This window comes from Bacillus sp. z50, from assembly GCF_058313585.1.
In genome coordinates this window covers 119411-145235 of record NZ_JBZFQL010000003.1, presented here as the reverse complement: position 1 = coordinate 145235, position 25825 = coordinate 119411, and the positions used below count along the sequence as shown (strand labels likewise).

At 40.0% G+C, this 25825-nt stretch carries 27 protein-coding genes; 12 read left to right on the top strand and 15 right to left on the bottom strand.

The genetic code is table 11. The features are described 5' to 3' along the window. Positions 1-60 precede the first annotated feature (60 nt). Both speB and speE read right to left on the bottom strand, forming a co-directional pair. Positions 61-942, bottom strand: a complete 882-nt coding sequence (gene speB / locus AC4G3N_RS10105) for an agmatinase (protein WP_491090129.1) — start codon at positions 940-942, stop codon at positions 61-63. Positions 943-985: 43 nt separating this feature from the next. Then, positions 986-1813 carry a polyamine aminopropyltransferase gene (gene speE / locus AC4G3N_RS10100; RefSeq protein ID WP_139892071.1) on the bottom strand — a complete coding sequence of 276 codons (828 nt, stop codon included), beginning with the start codon at positions 1811-1813 and terminating at the stop codon, positions 986-988. A 212-nt stretch (positions 1814-2025) separates the two neighbouring features. On the opposite strand from speE, the gene AC4G3N_RS10095 reads away from it, so the two are divergent. Next, positions 2026-4107: a transglycosylase domain-containing protein gene (locus AC4G3N_RS10095; RefSeq protein ID WP_491090128.1), complete on the top strand. Its 2082-nt coding sequence runs from the start codon at positions 2026-2028 to the stop codon at positions 4105-4107. Positions 4108-4290: 183 nt separating this feature from the next. Here AC4G3N_RS10095 and AC4G3N_RS10090 read toward each other — a convergent pair whose 3' ends face one another. Further along, the gene (locus AC4G3N_RS10090; RefSeq protein WP_066109401.1) at positions 4291-4800 is read right to left on the bottom strand and encodes a YwhD family protein; all 510 of its coding nucleotides are present in this window, start codon (positions 4798-4800) and stop codon (positions 4291-4293) included. Positions 4801-4820: 20 nt separating this feature from the next. Next, positions 4821-5456 (bottom strand): site-2 protease family protein, encoded by a 636-nt coding sequence (locus AC4G3N_RS10085; RefSeq protein ID WP_139892069.1) that lies wholly within the window; start codon positions 5454-5456, stop codon positions 4821-4823. Between the two features lie 141 nt (positions 5457-5597). On the opposite strand from AC4G3N_RS10085, the gene thmT reads away from it, so the two are divergent. Then, a complete protein-coding gene (gene thmT, locus AC4G3N_RS10080; protein WP_066109407.1) occupies positions 5598-5783 on the top strand; it encodes a 2-hydroxymuconate tautomerase in 186 nt (61 codons plus the stop codon). Between the two features lie 144 nt (positions 5784-5927). Here the strand turns inward: thmT and AC4G3N_RS10075 are convergent, their stop codons facing one another. The 4 genes from AC4G3N_RS10075 to AC4G3N_RS10060 all read right to left on the bottom strand — a co-directional run bounded on the left by AC4G3N_RS10075 (position 5928) and on the right by AC4G3N_RS10060 (position 11732). Next, the gene (locus tag AC4G3N_RS10075) at positions 5928-6452 is read right to left on the bottom strand and encodes a YwgA family protein (RefSeq protein WP_066109764.1); all 525 of its coding nucleotides are present in this window, start codon (positions 6450-6452) and stop codon (positions 5928-5930) included. A gap of 24 nt (positions 6453-6476) precedes the next feature. After that, entirely contained in the window at positions 6477-7787 is a 1311-nt protein-coding gene (locus AC4G3N_RS10070) for an HD domain-containing protein (protein ID WP_175354323.1), read from the bottom strand. A 138-nt stretch (positions 7788-7925) separates the two neighbouring features. Next, the gene (locus AC4G3N_RS10065; RefSeq protein WP_491090127.1) at positions 7926-11393 is read right to left on the bottom strand and encodes a lamin tail domain-containing metallophosphoesterase family protein; all 3468 of its coding nucleotides are present in this window, start codon (positions 11391-11393) and stop codon (positions 7926-7928) included. 117 nt (positions 11394-11510) lie between these two features. Further along, the gene (locus AC4G3N_RS10060; protein WP_066109413.1) at positions 11511-11732 is read right to left on the bottom strand and encodes a YuzB family protein; all 222 of its coding nucleotides are present in this window, start codon (positions 11730-11732) and stop codon (positions 11511-11513) included. 229 nt (positions 11733-11961) lie between these two features. Between AC4G3N_RS10060 and AC4G3N_RS10055 the strand changes: the two genes are divergently transcribed. Continuing rightward, positions 11962-12693, top strand: a complete 732-nt coding sequence (locus tag AC4G3N_RS10055; RefSeq protein ID WP_066109416.1) for an RsfA family transcriptional regulator — start codon at positions 11962-11964, stop codon at positions 12691-12693. A gap of 122 nt (positions 12694-12815) precedes the next feature. Here AC4G3N_RS10055 and lipL read toward each other — a convergent pair whose 3' ends face one another. After that, entirely contained in the window at positions 12816-13643 is an 828-nt protein-coding gene (lipL, locus tag AC4G3N_RS10050; protein ID WP_139063884.1) for an octanoyl-[GcvH]:protein N-octanoyltransferase, read from the bottom strand. A gap of 61 nt (positions 13644-13704) precedes the next feature. Then, positions 13705-14682, bottom strand: coding sequence for a phosphate acetyltransferase (pta, locus tag AC4G3N_RS10045; protein ID WP_491090126.1), 978 nt, complete (start codon positions 14680-14682; stop codon positions 13705-13707). Between the two features lie 184 nt (positions 14683-14866). Between pta and hemQ the strand changes: the two genes are divergently transcribed. The 3 genes from hemQ to gerQ all read left to right on the top strand — a co-directional run bounded on the left by hemQ (position 14867) and on the right by gerQ (position 16969). Next, the gene (gene hemQ, locus AC4G3N_RS10040; RefSeq protein ID WP_491090125.1) at positions 14867-15634 is read left to right on the top strand and encodes a hydrogen peroxide-dependent heme synthase; all 768 of its coding nucleotides are present in this window, start codon (positions 14867-14869) and stop codon (positions 15632-15634) included. A gap of 397 nt (positions 15635-16031) precedes the next feature. After that, positions 16032-16454: a cell wall hydrolase gene (locus AC4G3N_RS10035; protein WP_066109429.1), complete on the top strand. Its 423-nt coding sequence runs from the start codon at positions 16032-16034 to the stop codon at positions 16452-16454. A gap of 32 nt (positions 16455-16486) precedes the next feature. Then, the gene (gerQ, locus tag AC4G3N_RS10030) at positions 16487-16969 is read left to right on the top strand and encodes a spore coat protein GerQ (RefSeq protein ID WP_077248193.1); all 483 of its coding nucleotides are present in this window, start codon (positions 16487-16489) and stop codon (positions 16967-16969) included. Between the two features lie 113 nt (positions 16970-17082). Here gerQ and AC4G3N_RS10025 read toward each other — a convergent pair whose 3' ends face one another. The 3 genes from AC4G3N_RS10025 to AC4G3N_RS10015 all read right to left on the bottom strand — a co-directional run bounded on the left by AC4G3N_RS10025 (position 17083) and on the right by AC4G3N_RS10015 (position 18505). Continuing rightward, positions 17083-17454 (bottom strand): DUF423 domain-containing protein, encoded by a 372-nt coding sequence (locus tag AC4G3N_RS10025; RefSeq protein WP_066109432.1) that lies wholly within the window; start codon positions 17452-17454, stop codon positions 17083-17085. 20 nt (positions 17455-17474) lie between these two features. Then, the gene (locus AC4G3N_RS10020) at positions 17475-17747 is read right to left on the bottom strand and encodes a DUF5327 family protein (protein ID WP_140461906.1); all 273 of its coding nucleotides are present in this window, start codon (positions 17745-17747) and stop codon (positions 17475-17477) included. Between the two features lie 77 nt (positions 17748-17824). Next, the gene (locus AC4G3N_RS10015) at positions 17825-18505 is read right to left on the bottom strand and encodes a uracil-DNA glycosylase (protein WP_148630367.1); all 681 of its coding nucleotides are present in this window, start codon (positions 18503-18505) and stop codon (positions 17825-17827) included. Positions 18506-18673: 168 nt separating this feature from the next. Between AC4G3N_RS10015 and AC4G3N_RS10010 the strand changes: the two genes are divergently transcribed. The 4 genes from AC4G3N_RS10010 (at position 18674) to bshB2 (ending at position 21486) form a co-directional block, all read left to right on the top strand. Further along, positions 18674-19027: a YflT domain-containing protein gene (locus AC4G3N_RS10010; protein ID WP_066109441.1), complete on the top strand. Its 354-nt coding sequence runs from the start codon at positions 18674-18676 to the stop codon at positions 19025-19027. Positions 19028-19480: 453 nt separating this feature from the next. Further along, entirely contained in the window at positions 19481-20290 is an 810-nt protein-coding gene (pdxK, locus tag AC4G3N_RS10005; protein ID WP_066109443.1) for a pyridoxine/pyridoxal/pyridoxamine kinase, read from the top strand. 151 nt (positions 20291-20441) lie between these two features. Further along, on the top strand, positions 20442-20792 hold the full coding sequence (locus tag AC4G3N_RS10000) for a YojF family protein (RefSeq protein WP_066109446.1): 351 nt from the start codon (positions 20442-20444) through the stop codon (positions 20790-20792). Positions 20793-20808: 16 nt separating this feature from the next. Next, a complete protein-coding gene (bshB2, locus tag AC4G3N_RS09995; RefSeq protein WP_066109449.1) occupies positions 20809-21486 on the top strand; it encodes a bacillithiol biosynthesis deacetylase BshB2 in 678 nt (225 codons plus the stop codon). A 179-nt stretch (positions 21487-21665) separates the two neighbouring features. Here bshB2 and AC4G3N_RS09990 read toward each other — a convergent pair whose 3' ends face one another. Beyond that, positions 21666-22526 carry a Cof-type HAD-IIB family hydrolase gene (locus AC4G3N_RS09990; protein ID WP_491090124.1) on the bottom strand — a complete coding sequence of 287 codons (861 nt, stop codon included), beginning with the start codon at positions 22524-22526 and terminating at the stop codon, positions 21666-21668. After that, on the bottom strand, positions 22523-23203 hold the full coding sequence (locus tag AC4G3N_RS09985; RefSeq protein ID WP_066109455.1) for a DNA alkylation repair protein: 681 nt from the start codon (positions 23201-23203) through the stop codon (positions 22523-22525). The genes AC4G3N_RS09990 and AC4G3N_RS09985 overlap by 4 nt, the downstream gene beginning before the upstream one ends. An 888-nt stretch (positions 23204-24091) precedes the next feature. Here AC4G3N_RS09985 and AC4G3N_RS09980 point away from each other — a divergent pair. Both AC4G3N_RS09980 and AC4G3N_RS09975 read left to right on the top strand, forming a co-directional pair. Beyond that, a complete protein-coding gene (locus tag AC4G3N_RS09980) occupies positions 24092-25084 on the top strand; it encodes a YeiH family protein (RefSeq protein WP_491090123.1) in 993 nt (330 codons plus the stop codon). A 116-nt stretch (positions 25085-25200) separates the two neighbouring features. Then, entirely contained in the window at positions 25201-25824 is a 624-nt protein-coding gene (locus tag AC4G3N_RS09975) for a LysE family transporter (RefSeq protein ID WP_066109461.1), read from the top strand. Position 25825 lies beyond the last annotated feature (1 nt).

The window sequence follows — 25825 nt, the reverse complement described above, 5'->3', positions numbered from 1 at the left end:
TTTCTAAAAAAAATCCCCTTGCTCTACTATCATAGACAGGGGATTGCTAGTCTTATTCAATTACAGGCGTTTATTTACCCAACCTAAAAGAATTTCGCGAATAAATTTAGCTGCAGCAATTTGTGTTTGTTCAGAGGAATCATAAGCAGGAGCAACTTCTACAAGATCTGCTCCCACCACATTTACGCCAGAGTTTGATATAGCAGTTATAGCCTCAAGCATTTCTTTAGATGTAATACCGCCTGCTTCAGCAGTTCCCGTACCCGGTGCATGTGCTGGGTCAAGTACATCAATATCAATGGTGACATACACATTTCGGCCGGCAAGGGTGGGCAGTACTTTTTTTAATGGCTCCGCCACATCAAATTTATACATATGCATTCCGGAATCCTTGGCAAATTGAAACTCTTCCCTCATACCTGAACGAATGCCGAAAGAATAGACATTCTCTGCACCAATCAAATTACAAATCTTCCGAATCGGAGTTGAATGGGAAAGCGGCTCGCCTTCATATTCTTCTCTCAAATCTGCATGAGCATCAAAATGGATAATAGCCAAATCCTCATACTTCTTATGAATTGCTTTTATAATCGGCCATGTAACGAGATGCTCGCCGCCTATACCAAGCGGGAATTTCCCTTCTGCCAAAAGGGTTTCAATGTACGCCTCTATCATATCAATGCTTTTTTGCGGATTTCCAAAAGGGAGCGGAATATCACCCGCATCAAAAAATTTAACAGCCTCTAAATGTCGTTCGATATAAGGGCTGTATTCTTCCAAACCAAGGGATACTTCTCGTATACGCGCTGGACCAAACCTGGATCCAGGACGGAAGCTAACTGTCCAATCCATTGGCATTCCGTAGAGAACCGCCTCTGAATCTTTAAAATTGGGATGACTTCCTATAAAAACATTACCGGAATAGGCTTCATCAAATCTCATAATCTGCACTCCTTTAATCCTCGTCTATATTGTTCATTTCTGTTTATTTTAAAAGATCAGCTACAAATTTAGGCAGCACAAAGGCAGCCTTATGAAGCTCCTTTGTATAATACTTTGTTTCCATTTCAATGAATCTATCATCACAAATCTCTAAAGGATGGTGTTTTTTTGAACCAATTGTAAAGGTCCATAAACCGCTCGGATAGGTTGGGATATTAGCCGTATATAGGCCGGTAATCGGAAAAATCTCTTTTACATCTTTAAAGACCGATTGAATTAAGTCCGCTTTAAACCAAGGGTTATCCGTTTGTGCAACAAAGATGCCCTCTTCCTTTAATGCCTGATAGATTCCTGCATAGAAGCCCTTCGTAAACAAATTTACGGCCGGTCCAACCGGCTCTGTAGAATCTACGATAATTACATCATATTTATTTTCGCTTTTGGCAATATGCATAAATCCGTCATCAACCAGTACTTCAACCCGATGGTCGGTCAGGCTTCCTGCAACTTCTGGTAAAAACTGTTTTGAGTACTCAATGACTCTGCCATCAATCTCTACCAAAGTAGCTTTTTTTACATTCTCATGCTTAAGCACTTCACGGATTACGCCACCATCCCCGCCTCCTACAACGAGGACATGCTCTGGACAAGGGTGCGTATGTAGGGGAACGTGGGCTACCATCTCATGATAGACAAATTCATCTTTCACAGATGTCATCACCATATCATCCAGCAGCAGCATCTTACCCCACTCTACTGTCTCTACAATATCCAGCTTTTGAAAGTCTGTTTGTTCCGTATGCAAGGTACGACTTATCTTCATGGTGATTCCAAAATGATTTGTTTGCTTCTCCGTGAACCAAATACCCATGATGAACCTCTTTTCTTGTTTCAGTTTCAGCGGCCCAATTATCATTCACTATCTATTAAACTTAGAAGAGTATAGTGCATTCTTATAAAAAAGTAAAGATTTTCCGATATTTCCAATATTATCGTTTCTATGTCTGTTTTACGTTTAAAAATGTTGGTTTATTTTCATACTACTAATATGAATAATTTCACAACAGATCAGGGGGAAGACATGTGTCTCCAAGCAGACTTAGAAGAAGGAAATTACTTGCCTATAAGAGATCCCTTATACTTTTCGGATCACTGATTGCTACATTTGGAGTGATTGGATTTGTTACCGTCCTACTTATTGTAAAGCTTGCCGGACCTCCAGCCATATCCGTCCCGCAAACCACTCAATATTTAGCTGATGATTTAAGTACATTTACGGAAAGCCACGGGGCCGAGAGGCGGTATTGGGTACCTCTCAGTGAGATATCGCCTTATTTAATACAATCTACTCTTGCAGTTGAGGATCGAAATTTTTATCATCATAACGGGTTTGATACAAAGAGAATTATAGGAGCAATTGTATCTGACACGATTGCCATGGCCAAGGTGCAGGGAGCCAGTACAATCACTCAGCAGTATGCCAAGAACCTCTTCCTTGATTCAGAAAAAACCTGGTCACGAAAGGCTAAGGAAGCTCTCTACACTCTTCGGATTGAAGACCATTTCAGTAAGGATGAGATTCTCGAAGGTTATTTAAATACGATTTATTACGGGCATGGAATGTATGGTATACAGGCTGCGAGCCACTATTATTTTCATAAGGATGCCAAAGATCTATCCTTGGCTGAAGCAAGCCTGCTTGCTGGCATTCCAAAGGGACCAGGCATTTATTCACCACTTGTTTCGAAAAAGAACGCAAAGGAACGGCAGGCTATTGTCCTCAACTCTTTAAAGGAAACCAGTCAGCTGAGTGCAGAACAGGCAAAAGAAACATTGGCATTAGCCGACCGCTTGCCCATATACGGTTCCCTGATTACAGAGAAAAAACAGGAGGCACCCTATTTTCTGGATGCAGTCAATCATGAGTTACGTCAGGTCTTAAAGGGGAATGAGGAGCTGATCAGGCAAGGGGGATTAAAGGTGTATACAACCTTCAGTTCCAAGCAGCAGGCCATTGCTGAAGAGGCTATTGCCAAGCATGTGCAGCCGGAAGGTGATTTTCAGGCTGCTTTAATTGCGATGAATCCCCATAACGGTATGGTTAAAGCATTGATTGGCGGAACCAATTATGAGCATAGCTCATTCAATCGTGCGACCCAGGCACTTAGACAGCCCGGTTCCACGATTAAGCCGCTGCTATATTACACAGCTTTAGAAAAAGGGTTCACACCATCGACGACCTTGCGAAGTGAAGTGACCACCTTTTCATTTGAAGGAGGAAAAGAAAAATATACACCCCATAATTTTAATAACCGATATGCCAATGAATCGATTACACTGGCTCAGGCCCTGGCTGTATCAGACAATATATTTGCCGTCAAAACACATCTGTTCCTTGGAGAGGATGAACTGGTTAAGGCTGTAAAGCGATTTGGATTAACCACTCCTATGACCAAGGTTCCCTCACTGGCGCTTGGAACGTCCGGAGTTAAGCCTTTGGAAATGACAAATGCCTATAACTTATTTGCCAACGGAGGAAAAAAGGTTAAACCTTACTTTATCACTAAGGTTACAGGGCGTGACGGAGAGGTTTTATATCAGAAAAAATTAGAACGGACAGCCGTACTGAAGCAAGCGGATGCCTATGTCATGACACAAATGCTGACAGGTGTGTTCGATAAAAAGCTAAATGGTTACGCATCTGTGACAGGCGCCTCAATCGCACCTAAGCTTTCAAGGCCCTATGCTGGAAAGTCAGGCTCAACTGAGTATGATAGCTGGATGATTGGCTATACTCCTCAGCTTACGACAGGTGTTTGGACCGGATATGATCGCTCTCAGAAAATCGAAACTAAACAAGATAAAATTGCAGCCAAAGAAATTTGGGCGAGCTTTATGGAGCAATCCCTAGAGGATGAGCCTGTTAAAGAGTTTAAACAGCCGAAAAATATTGTTGCGGTAGAAATTGACCCCGAAAGCGGCTTGCTTGCACACGGAGCCTGCCCGGTTAAACGCCTTACTTACTATAAAAAAGGAACCGAGCCGAAACAGTATTGCCATAATCATATAAACAAGGGAAACGATCTAAGCCCTTCTGATGAAAAGAATAAAGAAAAGTCACATGATCCGTGGTACAAGAGAGTATGGCCATTTGGAAAGCTTTAAACAATCCGACCCATGAGCATAAGAAAACAAAAATCCCCAAACCATTAACGGTTTGGGGATTTTTGCGTCCTAGCTCTACGTGCTTGCACACTGTTTTTAGTGTACTTTTTTTACTGAAAACCGACAAGTAATATGCTGAATTACTTTACAAAAAAATCCATAATTTTCACGTTTTTGTCAATATTAGTTAGCGTTTAGCTTTTCCTTCAATTCATCAGGGGAGTTTTTCCAAAGCTCTTCATTATGTTTTTTCAGGAAGTTAGCTAAGATGATTTTTGAAGGTTCATCCATATGCTCAACGATAATATGTCTTTTCAATGATTTATCCATGCGATTCACATGCTCTGGCAATGATTTATAGCCGCGGCGAATCTCTTCATCAACCGTCATTTCGCATGCCGTCACACCAGCATAATAGGCTCCCTGTTTCGTCTGTTCAATTGTAACCCAAACAAGCCAGTATGGCTTTCCGTTTGGTACTTCATCTTTATTCGGTAAAAATTTAATTCGTCTTTCGATAGCACTTCTTGCATGCATAGCACCAATATCGACAAACGCTTCACCTGCTTCCACATCAATAATGACAGGTGAAACATTTTCCAGGCTCAACGCCCCCATTCCAAAGCCTTTATGGCCATCAGTAGGGTCGTTTTTGATGATATTAAAAGTTGGTTTTTTCTTCTCTTGACTCATGGATATGTACAAGCCTCCCTTTAAATAAATATTGAAACTAAGAATCGCTCAATCGCTGGTACTAACTTATAAATGATTGGATCGATTGTGTAATTACCAAGCGGTGTAATCACCAGGATAAGGAAAATCAACGCTCCATATTGTTCATACTGTGTCATTTTTGGACGTATATCAGCCGGAACGAGGTCCTCAATAATACGATACCCATCAAGTGGAGGAAATGGCAATAAATTAAATACAAACAGTACAACATTCAAGCGGATAAAAATATTAAAAAACGTGTAGATAAACTCAGGTAAATTAAATCCTGCGATGCTTATAATATATATCAATAGGACACCAATAAAAGCCAGCACAAGATTACTCAAAGGGCCTACCACTGAAACAACAATACTGTTCATCCGTGGATTTTTAAAGAAGAAGCGATTGACCGGTACAGGTTTCGCCCAGCCAAACCCGACCAATATAATAAATATCGCACCTAATGGATCAATGTGCCGAAGCGGATTTAATGTCAGCCGTCCCTGATTTTTTGCAGTCATATCTCCAAATTTATAGGCCGCATAGGCATGTGCATATTCATGAACAGTAAACGCAATGGCGAGAGTTACAAGTGTATATGGTAAATTGACCAATATGCTTTGAAAATCAAACATCAAAACATCCCCTTTTTCCTTAATATAAAACCTTTCAGTTAGGTTCAACTTTCCATTCTGCTTTTCACCACTTGCTTTCCGCCGGCGATTATGAAAAACTATCAACATAATCACTTGTTTTACAAATGAGGAGGACATTATATGCCGTATGTAACCGTTAAAATGTTGGAGGGCCGCACTGAAGAACAAAAAAAGGCCTTATGTGAAAAAGTCACTGAAGCAGTTTCTGAAACAACAGGAGCACCAAAAGAAAGAATTACGGTGTTCATTGAAGAAATGACTAAATCTCATTATGCGGTTGGCGGTGTACGCGCCAGCGATCAATAAACTTTGTTCGGATTGCGTGTCTTTCATCCACACCGAACATTATTGATCCAATTACATATTATTGGACCCGACTTTCGTTTTTAAGTGGGAGCCGAATGGAGCAAATATGCTCCATTCTTTTTATTTCTCCAGTATTAAAAAGAACTAATTCGCGTACATTGGTTTATTTTCCTTAATAAGCTGTGCTGCATAATTGAAGGCTTCCTCTATTTCCTCAGGCAAATACTGTTGCTCCGCCTTTAGTTCCTGGATTTTCTTAATAATCTCATCCTTGGATAAATGGTCGAAATAAAAAACCGTAGAAACCAATTCAAGAAAACGTGCATTATGATTGTTCAATCCCTTCACACATGCAGACAGCTCGTCGTTTTCATTGTCTTTGCTGTATAAAGAAAGAAATTCTTTGCCTGCCTCTGTTAAAGAGTAGTCATAATGAACATAGCCATTTTCCTTATCCTTTATTTCAGATAAAAGCCCTAAATTGCAAAGCTCTTCTATCTTTAACGTTAATTCCTCTGAATAGGGTCCATAAAAATGAAATTCAAATCTCTCCTGAAAAGGATATTCGAGTTTTTTTGAGATAAACACCATCTTTTGAAGCTTTTTTCTTCCCCCAATATGCCCGGCCGCATCTATGGCTGAAAGAATTCTGGCATGCTCCTTCAACACCATTCTTCACTCCTTCAATATCAATTAATCCCAATCAAGCAATTCTTTTATTTTTTCCTTTATTTCTTTATGATTCGCTTCATCTTCTAAAATATCAGCAGGAAAGTACAGTTTATGATCCGTGCGTCGTTTACCGGAAATCGCGTCTACGATATCCGATTGTCTGGAAAGCTCTTTAAGTTCTCTCGTTTTGGATAACAGATAAATCGGTACCCTTTCTCCTTCTTCTCCAGGCCGATAAAAATCATACGGTAAATCCGATGAAGAATCTAGCACCAAATAATACTCCGGATCGAGACCGGCTGCTGCGAACAATTGAGTGAGCTCCATCACTTTTTTCATTTCCGCACTGGATGACGGAAGGAATTCTACATACTGGAACAAATTCCGGTTCATGAACCTCGTGCATAAATCACTCAGTATGCTATCCTCTTCTTCTCCCCATAACTGAAAATAGTACAGCATTATACTATCGTCTAATTTCAAATAATCATATAGGGTAACAGACTGGGTAAATAAAGACGAAAAATGATGAGGTTCCTGTTTAAATTGATAATTCTTCTTATATAAATCTTTAGCGCGGTGCAAGATTTTTGTCAAAATCACTTCTGCGCTTCGAGATACTGGATGGAAATAAACCTGCCAGTACATTTGATAGCGGCTCATAATGTAATCTTCTACAGCATGCATACCGCTTTGCTTGAAAACTACCTGATCCTCCGTCGGTCTCATCACTCGGAGAATCCGCTCCATATCAAACTGGCCGTAGCTCACCCCAGTAAAATAAGCATCCCGTAACAAGTAGTCCATCCGGTCTGCATCAAGCTGACTCGAGATTAAGCTGACAACCAATTTATTGGCATGTGTTTTGGCAATGACTTCAGCTACCTCTTTCGGAAAGCTGGCATCTACCTTTTTTAAAATTGCATTAACCTCAGTATCCCCTAAAATAATCTTCCTTGTGAATTCCTCATGGTCCAAATCAAAGACTTTTTCGAAGGCATGTGAAAAAGGACCATGCCCGAGGTCATGGAGCAAAGCTGCACATAAAGAAAGAAGACGATCTTTCGGGTTCCATTCCGGCCTATTAGCAAATACCCCATCCACAATTCTTCTCACAATCTCATATACTCCAAGAGAGTGATTAAAACGGCTGTGTTCAGCCCCATGAAATGTTAAATAGGTCGTTCCAAGCTGTTTAATTCGCCTTAAACGCTGGAATTCCTTTGTATCAATTAAATCCCAAATGACCCGGTCATTCACATGCACATAGCGATGCACCGGATCCTTAAATACTTTTTCTTCGTTTAATTTTTCCAGAGAATATTCTATCATTCTATTCCCTCTTCCTAATCGGTCATGGTTTTATTATAGCTTGTTTAATCTAAAAAAACATAATCATCTTCTTCCACAATAATACACAACAAAAACCCTTTGAATAGAAATCGATTCTGTTCAAAGGGCACTTTATCTTTATTTAGTCGTAAATTTCCAGACCGGAGAACGTGATCGCCCTCCATAGCTGTCGCTCACTTCTACATACCAGAAATAATCCTGCTTGTTTTTTAGATCCTTTAGGCGGATTTGTACTTTTTCCCGATTCTTTCCGTCCTTATCTTCACCCAATAAGGTATTCGAGTACACATTTACGCCAATATAGTCTGTTGCCACCTGTTTCTGAATCGGGTTCAGCTCCAGTTGGTCAATTGTAAATTCATCGACTTCCGGCTCAAAATAATTATAATCATCCAAGTAAGGCGAGTACGTTTTGACTGATAACTGCTTTGCCTCCGGATTGAAATGGAGCATCCGCATATACCCCTCCCCGCCTTCCGGACCACTCTGATAATCGGCCAGCATTTCATACACTTTACGGAATTTCGACGGTTTTCCCTTCAGAGGAATGGTCGCTACATTACGGCTTGCCCCTGAAATATGCCCTGCAAGAACCAATTTAATATTCTCGTATTTCCGGACAATTTCTTTAAAGACCTGATTACCGTTATACGTCCGTTTTCCTTGATGGTCGAGATAATTATGGACCGCAAGCACCACATTTCTCTCTGAGTATTGGTTTAATACCTTATTAACCCAATCCAGGGTTGCAGTCGTGGTTTCTTTACCCCAGCCCAGATACAGGAAGAGGAAATCGTGCCCGCCAAAGGATGCTAAATCATAGTGATTTGTGTTATTTTCCATCCCACCTCCGTAATGAGATGTATGCTTAAATCTTTTTTCTCCAAAGTATTTACCATAATTGCGATAATCCAGTACCAAGTTTCCCACATCATGATTTCCGGACACTACCCCATAAGGAACATGATGTTCGTCCAAAATGCCCATACTCTTATCTGCGGTATCCCATTGCTCCAAATCCCATCTGACATTAATAATATCCCCTGTATGAATAACATATTCCGCATTTCCAAGCTGATTTTGGATTCTAATCCAGTTCGTCATCACTGGGAAAATATGTGGGAATGATTCAGAATAATATTGGGTATCTGACATCCAGATCAAATTAAATGGACGATTCACTTCTCCAATAACCTGGTCCTGCACAAGGACCTGCAGCTTTTGATTTTTCAAATAGGCCTCTGTCTCAACCTTTGCTTTCAACAAAAAATCCTTATTGCCGTAGCCATACGCTAATGCATCCCATCTAGATTTTTGTATGTTCCAGGCATATAGAGTGACCTTTCTTCCCTGTAAGGAATGCCCGATCCACTTTACTTCAACCTCTTTCATTTCCGCGGGTGTTTCATCCAGTGAAATTTCGAATCGCTGATACGGAAATCCTTTATTTGAGGCAGTCACCCAATAAGTCTTATCCGCTTTGGCTATCTGCTTTATTTGCTTGGCTAAGATACCTGTTTCACGCGGATAAGTCTGATTGGGCGGCGGTTCCTCATCTGCAATATTGGAAAATGCTTTTAATTGATTCCTCCCTTTGGAGGTAAAATCATAGCGATTGCCTGAGAAAAACTTAGCCACTATTTGATCATTAGTTGGATCTTCTACCTTCACGCTTAGCTTCGGATGAACAGATACTTTTGTATCATTATCAAGCGGTATGGCTTGATTCATAATAATAGGTGCTTCATCCACAATCTTAAAATGAATCGTTTCCTTTTTGCGATTCCCAGCTGCATCTACTGACATGAAGGTTACCTTGTGTTTCCCTTTAGACAGTCTGCCGGAGGAGGTCGTATATGGCAGAGTGATTTCCCGACCATCCAGATAGCCTTTAATGGAGGCTATTGAAGTCACCTCATCCTCGGGGTTTGCATCAATGGTGAATGTTCCCTTATAGGTTCTGCCATTCAGCGGTGTTTTTACATGGAGCTTTGGTGCTGTATTATCAAAAACAACATCTGCTTGGTGAATGGATGTGCCTTTAGATTGAATACTATGGACTCCATCCTGATAAGCCATCGTATCAATCTCTGCCTCTTCTGCTGTGAACATAGCTGCCGGGATGATAAATTCGTAGGATAGGATGAACACTCCCTGATTACCCACCTTCCATTCCTGGGCTTCCCGAGTGCTTTCTCGATTCTCATCACCATCTCCCGTGATTGAATTTACACTGATTGGGCGAATCATCGTACCATCACCCATCAGCAGCTTTATATTCTTGATAGAAAAGCGATCGACATCTTTTTCTTCAACTGTACTTCCGGGCATAAATGTTTCCTTCTTCGTGCCTGTGTGGATGGAAATCGTATTTTTACCCGGTTTGAGTTCATCAATTGGAATTGACAATTCATATGGAAGATATAACCCTGCTGTAGGTTTTAATTTGGATATTAAACGGTCTCCCATGTAAACTGCACTTTTCTTTCTTTCATCAATGCCAAGGCCTTCAAATACAATTGCAGCAGGACGGCTCAAGATCCTCTGTGTCTTCAGTTTTTGTCCATCAACCGTAAGCTTAATCTGTTCCTCAGCTGTTGCCTTTTGAACTTGTATCTTTTTTGTACCTTTTAAAATCGTATTTTTTTGGACAGAAAGCCCCGGCTTTAGGGGTTTGTACATATCTGGATTTCCTATTTTTATCGTCTTTGTCCCTTTTTCGGGGTATCTAATGACATGCTGTCCATCCGATATTTCTATATAATACTCAAAGGTTGGAACAGAACCATAAACATCGTATCGAGATATAATTGATTGATAAGAAGTCGTGGTTTTCATAAGCATATTTGCTTGTGTAAAGGCAGAATCCTGACCTCTTTTATAAAATATTTCTGCCCGCTTAATTAGATGTTCATCCTCAATTTGAATCTCGATAGAGACATCCGAGCGTTCTGGTACTTCTTTTGGCATGGTCACAGGTCTAACAATCGGCTTAGTGGTATCCGTCTGCTTATTGGCATTTAACGGCACCTGTTCATTACTCACTTGACCTGGTGTACTTTCTTTGATTTGTTTATCCTGTTTTAATTTTTTTGCTCCCATATCCTGCTTATAATGGATGAGTCCCTTATCGTAGGTTACATATGAAATAACCGCTCCTGTATCAGTTGCCAGAACGACCGTATTTTTGCTGCTATTGTGTAAGTTACCTTCCAGGCGAATCAGTTGCTTATGATCCACCGAGGCATGAAAGTTGTGTTTGAAATCCTCAAAATCAAACTCATCTTTGCTGGCAGCATTTTTAATCCAAATGATTTTCGTAGATTTTGGCTCTATAAAAGTTGATTCTTTTATATCCCATACTTGCATCGATTTATTCATAGAGAGGTATCGCAGATTGTAATCACGTAAATCGATTGGTACGTCTGTATTATTATAGATTTCGATATATTCATACGTTTTCCCCTGCGGAGAAATCTCTGTAATCAGTAAATCTGGTGGATCATTCGAAAGCGCTATGCTAATTTCGGGATTAAGCCATATACAACAAACTACAGTTAGAATCAGTACACCTATTTTTTTCATATATAATCCTCAATTCCCCATTCAAAGATTGATACCTTAGTATGGATTATTAGATAGGATTTTATGAAAAAAAGTCGCTCTTCTAAAATTTGATCTTTTAGAGGAGCGACTTTTTATTTATTTTATCTTAGCTTTTACTTTTTCAATTAATTCATCTTCTGTTGGTGCAGCTACTGGACGATTATTGACGAACGCAAATGATTTTTTGCGTCCAGGTCCACAGTAGGACTGGCATCCAATCTCAATTTTTGCATCGGGATCGAGCTTGTTTAATTTTGGTAGCAATGTCTTTAGGTTTGTAGCCTGACAGTCGTCACATACTCTAAATTCGTTCGACATGACCGCCTATCCTTTCTTGCCAAAAAATTTGACTCTTTGTTAGTTGTGAGCCTCTTGGGACTAAAGCGTATTGTATCACTCCGGCTCCCTTATTTGCAAGAATCGGCTAAATATCTATTAGGTTAATGAAAAAATCTAGTAACCTGTATAAACTTTGTTCTTTTTGTCCATGCTAGAACCATAATTTGCAAATTTATTTTAAATCTTATAGAAAAGGGAGTTGCAGATCATGAAAATCAGACAAGATGCATGGACTGAAGAAAATGATTTATTACTAGCAGAAACTGTTTTAAGACACGTCCGCGAAGGCAGTACCCAATTGAATGCATTTGACGAAGTTGGAGATAAATTGAACCGTACCGCAGCTGCTTGCGGATTTAGATGGAATGCGGTTGTAAGACATACTTATGAGAAAGCATTGCAGCTTGCCCGTAAACAGCGTAAACAACGCCAAAGATTGCTTGGAAAGGATCAGGGCGGCAAAAAGAAAATTCTGTACCAGCCACCGACTCCATCTTTACGAGACTTTGAAACAGTGACTACCGCAATGGAAGATGAATTGATGGACATGGATATTTCCACCGAACAAAAAGATACTGAAACATTTGAGCAAACAAGCCTATTTCCAGTGCTGGAAGAATACAAGACTCCGGCTTTGACGATGGACGATGTTATTGTATTCTTACAATCTTATGATACAAACAGCCTGAAACTGCAAGCATTACAATCTGAAAATGAAAGATTGCGCCTTGAAATCAGGGAACTGAAAAATACAAATAAAGAATTGCAGCACAAGCTTGATAATGTTGAAGAAAATACCGTTACGATTCAGGAAGACTACGAAACACTCATGAATATTATGAATCGTGCCCGTAAATTAGCTTTATTGGATGAAGATGACCGACAAGCTACTAAATTTAAGATGGATCGTAATGGAAATCTAGAAAAAATCGCAGAATAAATATAAAAAGCCGGCTCTTTTCAGAGGAGCCGGCTTTCATCTGTAATATCAAACCATGCTCACTTTCATTCGAGCATGTAAGAGACTACTTTTAACAGCCCCTCCTAAAACGATGGAAAGAATTAATCGATTTCCAATTTCGCATTGCGGTCTTGCATTCTTTCTAAATAGGATTCGAACAGTGGCATTTCTGCTTCCGCCAAAGAATTCATCTCAATCTGCCCGGCATGATCCTGTAATGCCTTCATTAAGCGAAGCATTACATCATTTACAGTCAGCTCGACACCGAGCAAATCAGATAAGGAAGCCATAACTTTTGGATTCACAGTAGGGTAAACAAATTTCGTCTCAGTCCCATTTAGAGCAATTTTATAAAAATCTCTCACTAATGCAGCTCTTTGTTCAGCATCCCCATTGATATCCAAGTAGATTTGTACTGCTACACCATGACGGATTCTCCTTTGAGAGATACCGGCAAATTTTTTGCCATCAATGCTTAAATCATAGCTTCCCGGACAATAAGAGCCTACGATTTCACCCGCTTTAATCTCATTATCAAAGTCTCGAAACATGTACTTGATCAGTTCCCACATAGCGTCATATCCGCGATTAATCTCAATTTTCCGGTCTTTTTCCGGAAAAACAAGCGTCAGGTTCAAAATTCCTTCATCCAATACAACGGCCAATCCGCCTGAATTTCGGACAATACAGTCATAGCCCTTCTCATGCAGGAAATCAGCAGCTTGCTTCAGCATCGGGAGCCTTCCGTCCTGGATACCCAACACAACTGTTTTTTGATGAACCCAAGCCCGTGCGGTAACTGGTGAGTTCCCAGCTCCAACCGAAGCGCATAATGTATCGTCAATCGCAAATGATTGAATGGCACGTGTATGCATACCTGATTGACTATGGTCAATGATTCTCCAGCGATCCTGCTGTAATAAATTCATCTTACCTCTCTCCATCTATAAAAAAATAGGCGCCAAAGGGCGCCATAGGTCACTTATAAACTTATTTTACCAAAGCTTGAGAAGCTGTGATCAGTGCAAGGTTGTATACATCCTCTGCGTTACATCCTCTGGATAGGTCGTTCACAGGAGCATTTAGACCTTGCAGGATTGGTCCAACTGCTTCAAATCCGCCTAGGCGTTGTGCAATTTTATATCCAATATTACCTGCTTCAAGGCTAGGGAATACAAATACATTTGCAGAACCTTGAAGTGGAGAGTTAGGAGCTTTAGATGCAGCAACAGATGGAACAATCGCTGCGTCGAATTGAATTTCTCCGTCTACGATTAATTGTGGGTCCACCTCCGTTACAAGCTTAACAGCATCCGCCACTTTTGTTGTTTCTTCAGATACAGCAGAACCAACTGTGGAGAAGCTAAGCATTGCAACACGTGGATCTAGATCAAACATACGCGCTGTTCTAGCACTTTCAATTGCAATTTCAGCAAGATCCTGGCTGTCAGGAGCAATATTGATTGCGCAGTCTGCAAATACGTATTTTTCATCACCTTTAACCATGATGAATACGCCAGACGTCTTTTTAACGCCTGCTTTTGTTTTAATGATTTGCAATGCCGGACGTACTGTATCTGCTGTAGAATGCGCAGCACCGCTGACCAAACCATCTGCTTTATTTAGATATACAAGCATTGTTCCGAAATAGTTTTCGTCAAGCAAGATTTTACGTGCTTGTTCTTCAGTCGCTTTACCTTTACGACGTTCAACGAAAGCTGTCACAAGCTCGTCCATCATAATATATGTAGCAGGATCGTAAATTTCCATATTATCTACAGAAATATTCATATCCTTCGCTTTTTTTGTGATTTCATCAATATTTCCAACTAAGATTGGAATGATTGTTTTCTCAGCTGCCAATCTTCCTGCTGCTTCAAGAATTCTTTCATCCATTCCTTCTGGGAATACAATTCGCAATTGATTGCCAGAAACTTTTTCTTTTAAAGTTGTAAATAAATTACTCATTTTTTATGTCCTCCTCAAAATGTCACTCTACCTAGAATACACCTTTATGATGAATTATTTAATAGGTTTGCCTTATTTTTTAAAATTATAGCGGTATGTCAAAATATCGACAAGTTTATCGAAGCCTTGATTCAAGAAAATATGCCATTGATTGTGATATAGTAAATGGCATGAACGAAATGTTATGTGGGAGATGATAAGTATGAGTGAAGCAGCTAAAACATTAGACGGTTGGTATTGTTTACATGACTTCCGTACAATTGACTGGTTATCCTGGAAAATGTTACCTGAAGACGAACGTGCCACTGCCATCAATGAATTCCTGGGATTGGTTGAAAAATGGAATAAAACTCAGAATGATAACCAAGGCAGTCATGCTCTTTATACAATTGTCGGACAAAAAGCAGACTTTATGATGATGCTTTTACGCCCAACAATGGAAGAATTAAATGCACTTGAATTAGAGTTTAATAAAACTAAATTAGCAGAGTTCACAATTCCGGCACATTCTTATGTATCTGTTGTTGAGCTAAGTAATTATCTGCCTTCTGATTCAGATGAAGATCCATATCAGAATCCTCATGTTCGTTCCAGACTATACCCGATCTTGCCGACATCTAAGCATGTTTGCTTCTATCCGATGGACAAGCGTCGTCAAGGCAATGATAACTGGTATATGCTTCCGATGGAGGATCGTAAAAAACTTATGTATTCTCACGGAATGATTGGCCGACAATATGCTGGCAAGGTTAAACAAATTATTTCTGGATCCGTTGGATTCGATGACTATGAGTGGGGTGTTACCCTTTTCGCAGATGATGTTCTCCAATTTAAAAAATTGGTTTATGAAATGCGTTTCGATGAAGTGAGTGCCCGTTACGGTGAATTCGGTTCCTTCTTTGTTGGAAATATCCTTACACCGGACTGTGTCAGCGAATTTTTACATGTTTAAATAGGATAAAAGGAAGTGCCTTTAAAAGCCATTATACATGGTGGATAGGGCACTTTTTTGTTGTCCAAGCACCAAGATCCCCTTTATTTCAAAATACTCTGTTCCCCTCAGATAAAGGTTGAAGCATTTCCCCAATAACGGCCTGTCTCTTCATTTGCTTCAGTATCGACTTCCCCTGTGTTGTTAACCTTTTTAAATTCCACCACACAGGAAAATTATGTGAATAGTGCGACCTGCAAAAACAAAGCAATCTCTTCTGCTCTTCTTGAAATGGATGAAGTAATATCCTTTTTTATCATAAGCCGGTCTCCCCCTGCATAATTTTCTATAGTGAGCATACCTTTTACGTATCTACAACACATCATGAAATGACCTATCGAAAAGAGGTGCTTCAAGCATGGCAGTTATAAAAGCTACTGAGGAGGATATAAAAGTTCTTGCCCGATTAATGAGAGCAGAAGCTGAGGGTGAAGGAAATTTGGGCATGTTAATGGTTGGCAATGTAGGTGTCAACAGGGTACGTGGTGAATGTTTGGATTTCGTAAATATCCGATCGATTCCTCAAATGGTTTTCCAAAACCCCGGTGGATTCGAAGCGACACAGAAAGGATACTTTTATCAACGTGCCAGAGAGAGTGAAATCAGGCTGGCAAGAAGAGTCGTCAACGGGGAACGTTTTAATCCGGCCACGAACGCTCTTTGGTTCTTCAGACCGGAAGGGGACTGCCCGGCACAATGGTTTGGACAATACAATTCTGGGCGTTACAAATCACACTGCTTCTTTGCACCGACACAATCTGATTGTCCAACTGTTTTTTAGAATACTATTGTTTATAGAGGAGGAGTCATTTTATGAAACAACCGGGTTCACAATCATACGGCGGGGGGCAAACGTATGGAGGCGGATATCAAGTCCCTTATAATCCCTATATGGCAGGACAAACAGGCATGGGGCAGCAGCAACAGTTTCAGCCACAACAACAGCAACAACAACTGCCCTTTCCGGCGCAGTCGTATACTCTAGGCGGTGGTGGATCACCGTTCCAAACTTCTCCGTCGCCTGCTCCGGGTCAATTCGTAGAACAATCCTATATCGAAAATATTCTGCGTTTAAATCGCGGTAAACTCGCTTCGGTATATATGACCTTTGAGGGAAGTAAGGATGGTAATACAAGACTATTCAAAGGAATTATTGAAGCAGCCGGCCGAGATCATCTTATCTTAAGTGATCCGCAAACAGGCATGCGCTATTTATTGCCACTGATTTACCTCGATTATGTAACTTTTGATGAAGAAATCGAATACTCCTATCCTTTTGGTTCTCCATCTCGTTAATCGAGAATGGTTAGCATACCGAGAATAAAAAATATTTGACGAACTAATCCCTATAGTACATAGAAGAACCGCTTATGTCAGACATAAGCGGTTCTTCTATGAACATATCAAACTTATGAATATTTATAAACAGCCACAATCATTAATACCCAGGAAGCAATAAATGCAACTCCGCCAAACGGCGTTATAATACCAAGCTTACCAATACTTGCTACACTGAGTACATATAAGCTTCCAGAAAAGAGAATAATTCCAACTAACATGAGCCAACCTGACCAATTTAACAATTGATGTGAGGATAATCGATCCCACAACAATCCTATTGCCAATAATCCACCTGCATGGAACATCTGATACTGAACGGCTGTTTTCCAGACCGCCAGAGACTTTTCAGAAATCTTCCCCTCCAGCCCATGAGCTCCGAATGCACCGCATGCCACGGACATCGCCGCATTAATGGCTGCAATAATAATAAATGTTTTCATCCCCATTCTCTCCTTTGCGTTTAAAAATCAAGCAGTGAATCCCCGTTTGCGTCCTCCATCTTAACTGGTTCCTCCTGAGGAAGAGAGACAGTCGGATTCGTTTGCTGAATTGGATTATATGGAACAGTTTTCTTCACAGTTTGTCCTTCCGCCTTCGTATGATCACTTATGACCAAGTCGATTAAGCTTTGAACGGCAATTAGGTATCCATTCCTTTTTTCAGCAGGCGCCATTTTAGCCTTCTGAATCAGTTCATCCATTTTGTCCAATACCTTTTCTGATGTTATTTCCACAGATTCACACCTCTTACCTTCATCTCTTCTTATTCAATTCTATCCTAACTTCGCCAAGGAATCTATTTTTCACAACCTCACAAATCAGGAATGGCCCAATCGATTTCCTTCAGCCCATTTTGTCGGAGAAGTTCATTCGTTTTAGAAAATGGCTTACTTCCAAAGAAACCTCGCCGAGCAGATAGCGGGCTCGGGTGAACCGAGGTAATGATGTGATGCTTCTTCTGATCAATTAAGTGAATTTTGGATTGTGCTGGTTTTCCCCATAATAGGAAAACAACCGGTTCTGATTTTTCATTCAATGTCTCTATTATTTTATCTGTTAATCGCTCCCATCCTCTCCCCTTATGTGAATGGGCTTCTCCCTGTCTGACAGTCAAAACGGTATTTAACAAAAGTACCCCCTGATCCGCCCAACTTTTCAAGTATCCATTGTTAGGGACTGGAATTCCTAAGTCATCATTTAGTTCCTTGAAAATATTCCGTAGCGAGGGCGGGAGAGCAACTTCAGGCTGTACAGAGAAACTTAATCCATGAGCCTGATTGGGGCCATGGTAGGGATCCTGCCCGAGCAATACCACTTTTACGGATTTAAAATCAGTATAGTTCAAAGCGTTGTAGATATCTTCAGCCTTTGGATAGACAATCTCGTTTTCATACTCCTTTTTTATAAAATCACACAGGGCTGCATAATATGGTTGTTTAAATTCATCCACTAAATACTCCAGCCAGTCATTCTGTAAAATTTGGTGACTCATCCAATCCACTCCTCTATATACTTCAGAAATTATTATATTTGTCGAACAATATTTTCCGCTTACACTCTCTTTACCCTGCTCAACTTATGTTTATAGATTTTTTAATAGGTTATATAAACACTGTAACTACATTTTAAATTAAAATCCAAAAATCGAGGAGGATGCAAGATGTATCAAGTTTTTGTAGTAGAAAATTCAGTTCAAGCTAAAGAGAAAGTTGAACAACTTGCAGCTGAGGGATTTACAAAAGAGAATGTTTATCTGTTTTCCCATAATAAAGAGTTTTCGAAGGATTTAACTGATGCTACGGATACAGGCAACATTGGTATTGGTGAGCAAGGTTTCTTTGAAAGTGTAGGAAATCTGTTCAAAAAACGTGGCGACGAATTGCGCAGCAAGCTCCAATCACTTGGATTATCTGAGTTAGAAGCACAACAATATGAAAAAGATCTTGATGACCACAAAATTGTTATTGTTACTTCGAACCAGGCAAGTGATATTGATAATACAAAAATAATGTAACCGATACAGCATAAAAAGGGCTTAAGGATGGGTTCTCCCTTCCTTAACGCCCTTTTTTTTACTGGCTTTTTTACTACTCTGATCAAGTTACAATGCATAAGAAAAAACTTTTTTGCATATATCAATCTGATGTTATTAGAATCAATCATTGTTCATTCTCGTCTCCATGATCATGAGCATCTGCTTACTATGTCTTAAATCATATAAGCGTTATTGTTATCCACTATTTTTCACTTATAGTATCATTACTATATGAGCTTTTACCTTTATAAACTCTTACTGTATACTTCCGGTTTATACCTATGATAAAATACCGCAAAATGGTAATTCAGAATTTATTGTTCACGGATTATGTATACAATTAACAGCATCAGTTTTTTTCCATACATATTGTTTTGGTATGTATTATAAAGTATAACTAAATTAAGTTTTATAATGAGGGAGGATAGGCCAATGAGTCTAAAAAAAGCATTGACTATAGCTGGATCAGACAGCAGCGGCGGAGCAGGACTTCAAGCAGATTTAAAAACATTCCAGGAGCTTGGCGTTTATGGAATGACTGCTGTTACTTCAATTGTTGCAATGGACCCTAAAAATAACTGGTCTCATAATGTATTTTCTATTGATGTTTCAACTGTGGAGGCACAACTGGATACAATCCTTTCTACAGGAATTGATGCCATGAAAACAGGGATGCTTGGGACCGTTGATATTATTGAATTGGCTGCACGAAAAATTAAAGAGTATGGCCTTGATAAAGTCGTCATAGACCCTGTAATGGTTTGCAAAGGGACAGATGAAGTGTTAATGCCTGAGAATACAGTGGCAATGAGAGAATTGCTTCTCCCTCTTGCTACGGTTGTAACACCAAATCTTTTTGAGGCTTGGCAATTATCCGGGATTGGCCCCATCACTACTATTGATGAAATGAAACAAGCTGCAAAGATTATCCATGATCAAGGGGCAAAATATGTCCTTATCAAGGGTGGCACTAAACTTGATGGGCAAGATAAAGCAATTGACCTAATTTATGATGGAACAGACTATACCATCCTTGAATCCGAAAAGTTTGCGACTACTTATACCCATGGTGCCGGTTGTACAACTGCTGCAGCCATTACTGCTGAGCTGGCTAAAGGAAAAACAGTTGAAGAAGCCTTGGCTACTGCAAAGGAATTTATCTCAGCCGCTATTGAACATAGCTGGAAGCTAAATGAATTTGTTGGACCAGTTATGCATGGTGCTTACCGTACATATAAATAATTTCTTCTTTATTACAGGCTGTCCGAAATTTAGGACAGCTTTTTTCCATCTCCATTTTTAGCAATTTTTCAGATACTTTAGTATCATAATTAATACAACACTAATTTAATAGGAAACTAATGTGTTCCTTTTTATATAGGAGGTAATCTTAATGAAGCCAATTGACCTGCTTGATTCACAAAAAGCGCTGCAATCATATGCCGGTTTACAGGTTTATTTGCATTTAGAGACAACAAACGGCGCTTATGCCACTCATAATGATGAATCATTCTTCTCAGCAGGTGCGTTTATCCGTAATGTTTCTATTTGTTTTGAAGAAGGTAAAATTATCGGAGATGGCCCTTATCGGGTAGGATTAAGAATGAAGGAAGGCTGGGTATACGCTGAAGGGATTACCCATTACGAAATCGATGAATTCGGCCGCCTTTTAATGGCTGGACTTGACCAGAGCGGAAGACTGGCTGTCGCTTTTGAAATCAGTACCGCCCCATTTGATAAATAACAAGGAGTTGGGATAAATGGATAAAGAGAAACATGTATTAGTCATATTCCCTCATCCTGATGATGAGGCATTTGGGGTTTCCGGAACAATCGCCTCTTATACAAGAGCTGGTATCCCCGTTACCTATGCATGCTTAACGCTTGGTGAAATGGGACGTAATCTTGGAAATCCTCCTTTTGCAACACGGGAGAGTCTCCCGAAGATTCGCAAGAAAGAATTAATAGACGCAGCACAAATAATGGGTATTAAGGATTTACGTATGATGGGACTGCGCGATAAAACTGTTGAATTCGAAAATGAAGAGTGGCTAGCTAATCAAATGACTAAGCTTATTGATGAGCTTGATCCTTCCCTCATTATCACTTTCTATCCGGGATTCAGTGTCCATCCGGATCATGAGGCTTGCGGAAGAGCTGTCGTACAGGCAGTCTCTGAAATCAATCCTGAAAAAAGGCCAAAGCTTCATTGTGTAGCCTTTTCCAACAACCATCAGGATGTCCTTGGAGAGCCTGATATCATAAATAATATTCAGGATGTAATCGAGACTAAACTAAAGGCAATCTCTGCCCACCGCTCTCAAACTGAGGCGATGATGGCTGGTTGGCCTGAATTACTCGCCCAAAAGAATAAAGAGCTTGAAAGCCGCCTTTGCTTTGAAAGATTTTATTCATATAAATGGCCTGAAAAAATATAAGAATTAGATTTATAAAAGCTGTCATACTAATGACGGCTTTTTTTGCGGGCATCTTTATTTCATAAAAAAACCGCCTTCATTACTAAAGGCGGTTCAAAAAAAGGGGGGGATACTTTGGAAAACTTCATTGTAGTACTATGATAGCCATATTCTGGACCACCTATACCTAATTTTTAAATTTATTTTTGAACGATGTACTTATAAATGATATGGGCGACACCATCCTCTTCATTTGTTAAGGTAAGATCCTTGCACAGCCCTTTAATCTCATCGGATGCATTACCCATAGCAACGGACATCCCCGCTTTTTCGAACATAGATAAATCATTAAAGTTATCTCCCACAGCAATTGTTTCTTCAAGTGGGATTCGTAATTTTTCTAGCAATTTCTCCAAAGCTATTCCCTTAGAAACACCACTCTGGTTAATTTCAATATTCCCCTTACCGGATGAAGTGACAGTTAGTCCTTCCATCTCTCCAAGAATAGTGCCAGTATTTTTTAGTTTATTCATATCAGAGGAAAAGACTAGTATTTTGTATATTTCGATATCCTCTTCATTAATTAGCTGGAAGTAATCGTCTGTCGCAAATAAGAATCCAAATTTAATTCTGCCTTCAGCAAATTCACGAACTTTATCTTCTTCCTGATCAGGATTGGCACTCAAGAAGATATCGACAAGTGAATCAATAGCCTTTTCGGGGTTTTTGGAAAATGTCCCCCTGTTTGTATACATTTCAAAATAAAGATCCATTTCTTCCAAAAGCTTGACTGTCTCCACTAAGCTTTCTTGCTTCATCGGATTGGAATCCACCAAACTGCCTTCCTGATTATAAACAGCTGCTCCATTTAAACTGATAATAGGACAGTGAAAGTTAATCTCATCAAGTGCAAACCTTGCTTCTTTATAAGATCGGCCCGTAGCAACAATTACTTGTCCCCCGCTATCCCTTACTGCCTCCATCGCCTTTCGGTTCTCGTCACTTACCATTTGCTGCTCATTCAGTAATGTTCCATCCATATCGGTTGCTATACACTTCATACAGTCTCCCCCTTTAGAAAATGCTTACTACCTTCTCTTCTGCTGAGAGGTGCAAGCTCTGTTTTTTTTATAAAGTTCTTCACAGACTCCGGATCCGTTTTTGAATATTCTCTCAGTGCCCACCCAATCGCTTTTTGAATAAAGAATTCTTTACTATCCGCATTTTTCAATATGTAGTCATATAAGATTCTCTCATTTGTTTGACCTTTATAGGAAAGTTGAAAGAGGATTGCTGTTCTACGTAGCCACATATTATTATCTATTACCCAATCATTCATGATAGTATCTATTAAATCAGGATTTCTTAATACCAAATTGCCAACCTGCTTAGAGGCAATCATATCTACGGTATCCCACCAAGATTTTGTCGTAATTAATGTTTTTAGTAGCGGTAAATCCTTTACTTCCAGTTTGTCGATATAGTTAGCAAGGTAATCAAGCGCAGCATTTTGCCATTCTCTCTCCGGCATATTCCAAAGCTTTAAACAAAATTCATGTGAAAGCGGCATAGCAAGAATACCTGTTTCCTTAAAGAATACAGACATACATTTTCTTCTTTCCGGGGTTTTAATCCCGTAAAAAGGAAATTGATTCTTCATATATCGCGCCATTGCTACTGCTTGTTCTTCATTCTTTTCATTCTCAAATAACTGTTTTAAACGATTAATATAATCCACATTTCCACCTCACCTATTCTTCCCTTATAAGCCAGCTTCAGGGCCTAACCGCTCGAGTCATAAGTGTAGCTGCTGCAGTAGAGGAAAAGCGCTCTCCCTCCGTGCTTGTCGGAGTTGGGCAGTCGCCTCAGCTTTTTGATTAATCTAGCTTCGACTCCTAGCTCCTCGAGGTCATAAGGATAGCCTCTACGGAGGTCAACAGGACGTTGATCACAAAGACGTTGCCACACGATGTGGCGTTCTTAGTCTTTGTTCCTTAATTCGCCTGCCTTCGAGCCTCTCCTTATGCTTGTCGGAGCTGGGCAGTCGCCTCAGCTTTTTGTATAATCTAGCTTCGGCTCCTAGCTCCTCGAGGTCATAAGGATAGCCTCTACGGGGTAGAACACCCCTTCGAGCCTCTCCTTATGCTTGTCGGAGCTGGGCAGTCGCCTCAGCTTTTTGTATAATCTAGCTTCGGCTCCTAGCTCCTCGAGGTCATAAGGATAGCCTCTACGGGGTAGAACACCCCTTCGAGCCTCTCCTTATGCTTGTCGGAGCTGGGCAGTCGCCTCAGCTTTTTGTATAATCTAGCTTCGGCTCCTAGCTCCTCGAGGTCATAAGGATAGCCTCTACGGGGTAGAACACCCCTTCGAGCCTCTCCTTATGCTTGTCGGAGCTGGGCAGTCGCCTCAGCTTTTTGTATAAAAGAACCTGTATTGGATAAACATACAATTAATTAATTGAGTGTTACCTCTTTTTTATTAAGTCTAAGAATATTAAACTAGGGAAGTGGCTTCATGGAAGCTATTGCCAGAACTCATAATAACCTGGCTATGTATATACATATATTCTACGCATACATAATGACTGTTTTCAAATATAGTGATGAAAGAATTAGGAGTGACTACTATGACTAAACAAACTCAATCTCCTTTATCATTTTGGGGAGGTCTGGGCTTTACGGCCTTATTGGCGCTGCTTGGATTTGTCCTTGCTGAATTGCCCTTTTTCGAATACATAGGACCATTAGCATGCAGTATTTTGCTCGCCATCCTGTATCGTAATATTCGCAGCTATCCAACAAATTTACGGACGGGCGTTCATTTTTCAGCAAGAATTCTCTTACGTGCTGCCATTATTTTATATGGGTTGAAATTAGATATGCAGATTATTTTTAGTGAAGGTCTTGGCCTTTTGGGTAAAGCTCTGATTTGTATCGTATTCTCTGTAGCCCTCATGGTATTGCTTGGCAAATGGCTGAAAATTGATCCAATGATTTCTTTCCTGCTTGGTGCAGGGACAGGAATATGCGGCGCAGCGGCTATAGCAGCGGTTTCACCTATAGTGGATTCAAAAGAAGAGGACACGGCGATGAGCGTCGGGATGATTGCATTGATTGGTACTATTTTTTCAGTCGCCTATACGATGCTTATTCCGATTCTCCCCCTAACACCTACTGAATATGGAATTTGGTCCGGACTTAGCTTACATGAATTGGCTCATGTAGCTTTAGCGTCTGAGCCTGCTGGGGAAGCTTCTGTTACAATGGCTTTATTAGCTAAATTATGTCGTGTTTTCTTATTGATTCCTTTCTGTTTTGTATTAGTGTTCTGGATGAAACGTAAACAAGGCGCTGGCAGCCAATCCTCCATTCCATTTCCATGGTTTCTTCTAGGATTTCTGGCCTTAAGTATTTTTAGAACTTATCTTGCTGGATCCTGGTTTCCTGAATACCTATATGATTACATTGCCATGCTGACCACTTTTCTACTTTCGATGGCTATGGCTGGGCTAGGCTTAACGATTGATTTAAAAGAGCTTAAGAAACGAGCCAGCCTTCCCTTGCTTACAATGGTTATTACATCCGTTCTTTTATCAATTCTGACATATTTTTGGGCATGAGCCATTTGAGGCTTATGCCTCTTTTTTATGTTTTCCTTAAACTATTCTTTTTTGTCGTACAAGCCTGTATACATGCATATGATAATTTGAGCAATTAAAATGGAGGTATAAATTGTATGTATGGATTATTGGGATATGTCTATCTAGGAATTTCCTTATCGGCTCCTATCGGACCAATTAATGCTGCACAAATGGAAATTGGTTTAAGGCATGGATTCTTAAATGCCTGGGTATTCGGTCTGGGCGCTATACTAGCCGATATCTGCTATATGCTTGTTGTTTATACCGGGTTGGCTCAATATATGCAAGTTCCTCTAATCCAAACCTTTCTCTGGTTATTCGGGGCTTTCGTGCTTACTTATTCCGGAGTAGAGAGTCTGGTTGCTGTTTATCATAAAAAAAACCAAAGCAATATACGGAACAAGGATATCACTCGTTCCTTTCGCTCTGGCTTTTTTATGTCGTTATTGAATCCATTATCCATTCTTTTTTGGTTGGGCATCTATGGCTCTGTACTCGCCAAAACCGTGAGTCACTTATCTCCTCAGCAAATCATCATTAACAGCTTGGCCATCCTTTTGGGGATATTAATTTGGGACTACTCGATGGCGATGATGGCATCCATATTTAGGCGCTATTTAACCAATAAACTCTTAGCGGGAATTTCAATCATATCCGGAATTTCCTTAGTTGGCTTTGGGATCTATTTTGGAGTTATGGGGGTTCAATCCCTAATTTAAT

Bases quoted from the DNA above. Each gene is read 5' to 3' on its own strand.
- speB (WP_491090129.1), bottom strand. From the start codon at position 942: ATGAGATTTGATGAAGCCTATTCCGGTAATGTTTTTATAGGAAGTCAT.
- speE (WP_139892071.1), bottom strand. From the start codon at position 1,813: ATGGGTATTTGGTTCACGGAGAAGCAAACAAATCATTTTGGAATCACC.
- AC4G3N_RS10090 (WP_066109401.1), bottom strand. From the start codon at position 4,800: ATGAGTCAAGAGAAGAAAAAACCAACTTTTAATATCATCAAAAACGAC.
- AC4G3N_RS10085 (WP_139892069.1), bottom strand. From the start codon at position 5,456: ATGTTTGATTTTCAAAGCATATTGGTCAATTTACCATATACACTTGTA.
- thmT (WP_066109407.1), top strand. From the start codon at position 5,598: ATGCCGTATGTAACCGTTAAAATGTTGGAGGGCCGCACTGAAGAACAA.
- AC4G3N_RS10070 (WP_175354323.1), bottom strand. From the start codon at position 7,787: ATGATAGAATATTCTCTGGAAAAATTAAACGAAGAAAAAGTATTTAAG.
- AC4G3N_RS10065 (WP_491090127.1), bottom strand. From the start codon at position 11,393: ATGAAAAAAATAGGTGTACTGATTCTAACTGTAGTTTGTTGTATATGG.
- AC4G3N_RS10060 (WP_066109413.1), bottom strand. From the start codon at position 11,732: ATGTCGAACGAATTTAGAGTATGTGACGACTGTCAGGCTACAAACCTA.
- AC4G3N_RS10055 (WP_066109416.1), top strand. From the start codon at position 11,962: ATGAAAATCAGACAAGATGCATGGACTGAAGAAAATGATTTATTACTA.
- lipL (WP_139063884.1), bottom strand. From the start codon at position 13,643: ATGAATTTATTACAGCAGGATCGCTGGAGAATCATTGACCATAGTCAA.
- pta (WP_491090126.1), bottom strand. From the start codon at position 14,682: ATGAGTAATTTATTTACAACTTTAAAAGAAAAAGTTTCTGGCAATCAA.
- hemQ (WP_491090125.1), top strand. From the start codon at position 14,867: ATGTGGGAGATGATAAGTATGAGTGAAGCAGCTAAAACATTAGACGGT.
- AC4G3N_RS10035 (WP_066109429.1), top strand. From the start codon at position 16,032: ATGGCAGTTATAAAAGCTACTGAGGAGGATATAAAAGTTCTTGCCCGA.
- gerQ (WP_077248193.1), top strand. From the start codon at position 16,487: ATGAAACAACCGGGTTCACAATCATACGGCGGGGGGCAAACGTATGGA.
- AC4G3N_RS10025 (WP_066109432.1), bottom strand. From the start codon at position 17,454: ATGAAAACATTTATTATTATTGCAGCCATTAATGCGGCGATGTCCGTG.
- AC4G3N_RS10015 (WP_148630367.1), bottom strand. From the start codon at position 18,505: ATGAGTCACCAAATTTTACAGAATGACTGGCTGGAGTATTTAGTGGAT.
- AC4G3N_RS10010 (WP_066109441.1), top strand. From the start codon at position 18,674: ATGTATCAAGTTTTTGTAGTAGAAAATTCAGTTCAAGCTAAAGAGAAA.
- pdxK (WP_066109443.1), top strand. From the start codon at position 19,481: ATGAGTCTAAAAAAAGCATTGACTATAGCTGGATCAGACAGCAGCGGC.
- AC4G3N_RS10000 (WP_066109446.1), top strand. From the start codon at position 20,442: ATGAAGCCAATTGACCTGCTTGATTCACAAAAAGCGCTGCAATCATAT.
- bshB2 (WP_066109449.1), top strand. From the start codon at position 20,809: ATGGATAAAGAGAAACATGTATTAGTCATATTCCCTCATCCTGATGAT.
- AC4G3N_RS09990 (WP_491090124.1), bottom strand. From the start codon at position 22,526: ATGAAGTGTATAGCAACCGATATGGATGGAACATTACTGAATGAGCAG.
- AC4G3N_RS09980 (WP_491090123.1), top strand. From the start codon at position 24,092: ATGACTAAACAAACTCAATCTCCTTTATCATTTTGGGGAGGTCTGGGC.
- AC4G3N_RS09975 (WP_066109461.1), top strand. From the start codon at position 25,201: ATGTATGGATTATTGGGATATGTCTATCTAGGAATTTCCTTATCGGCT.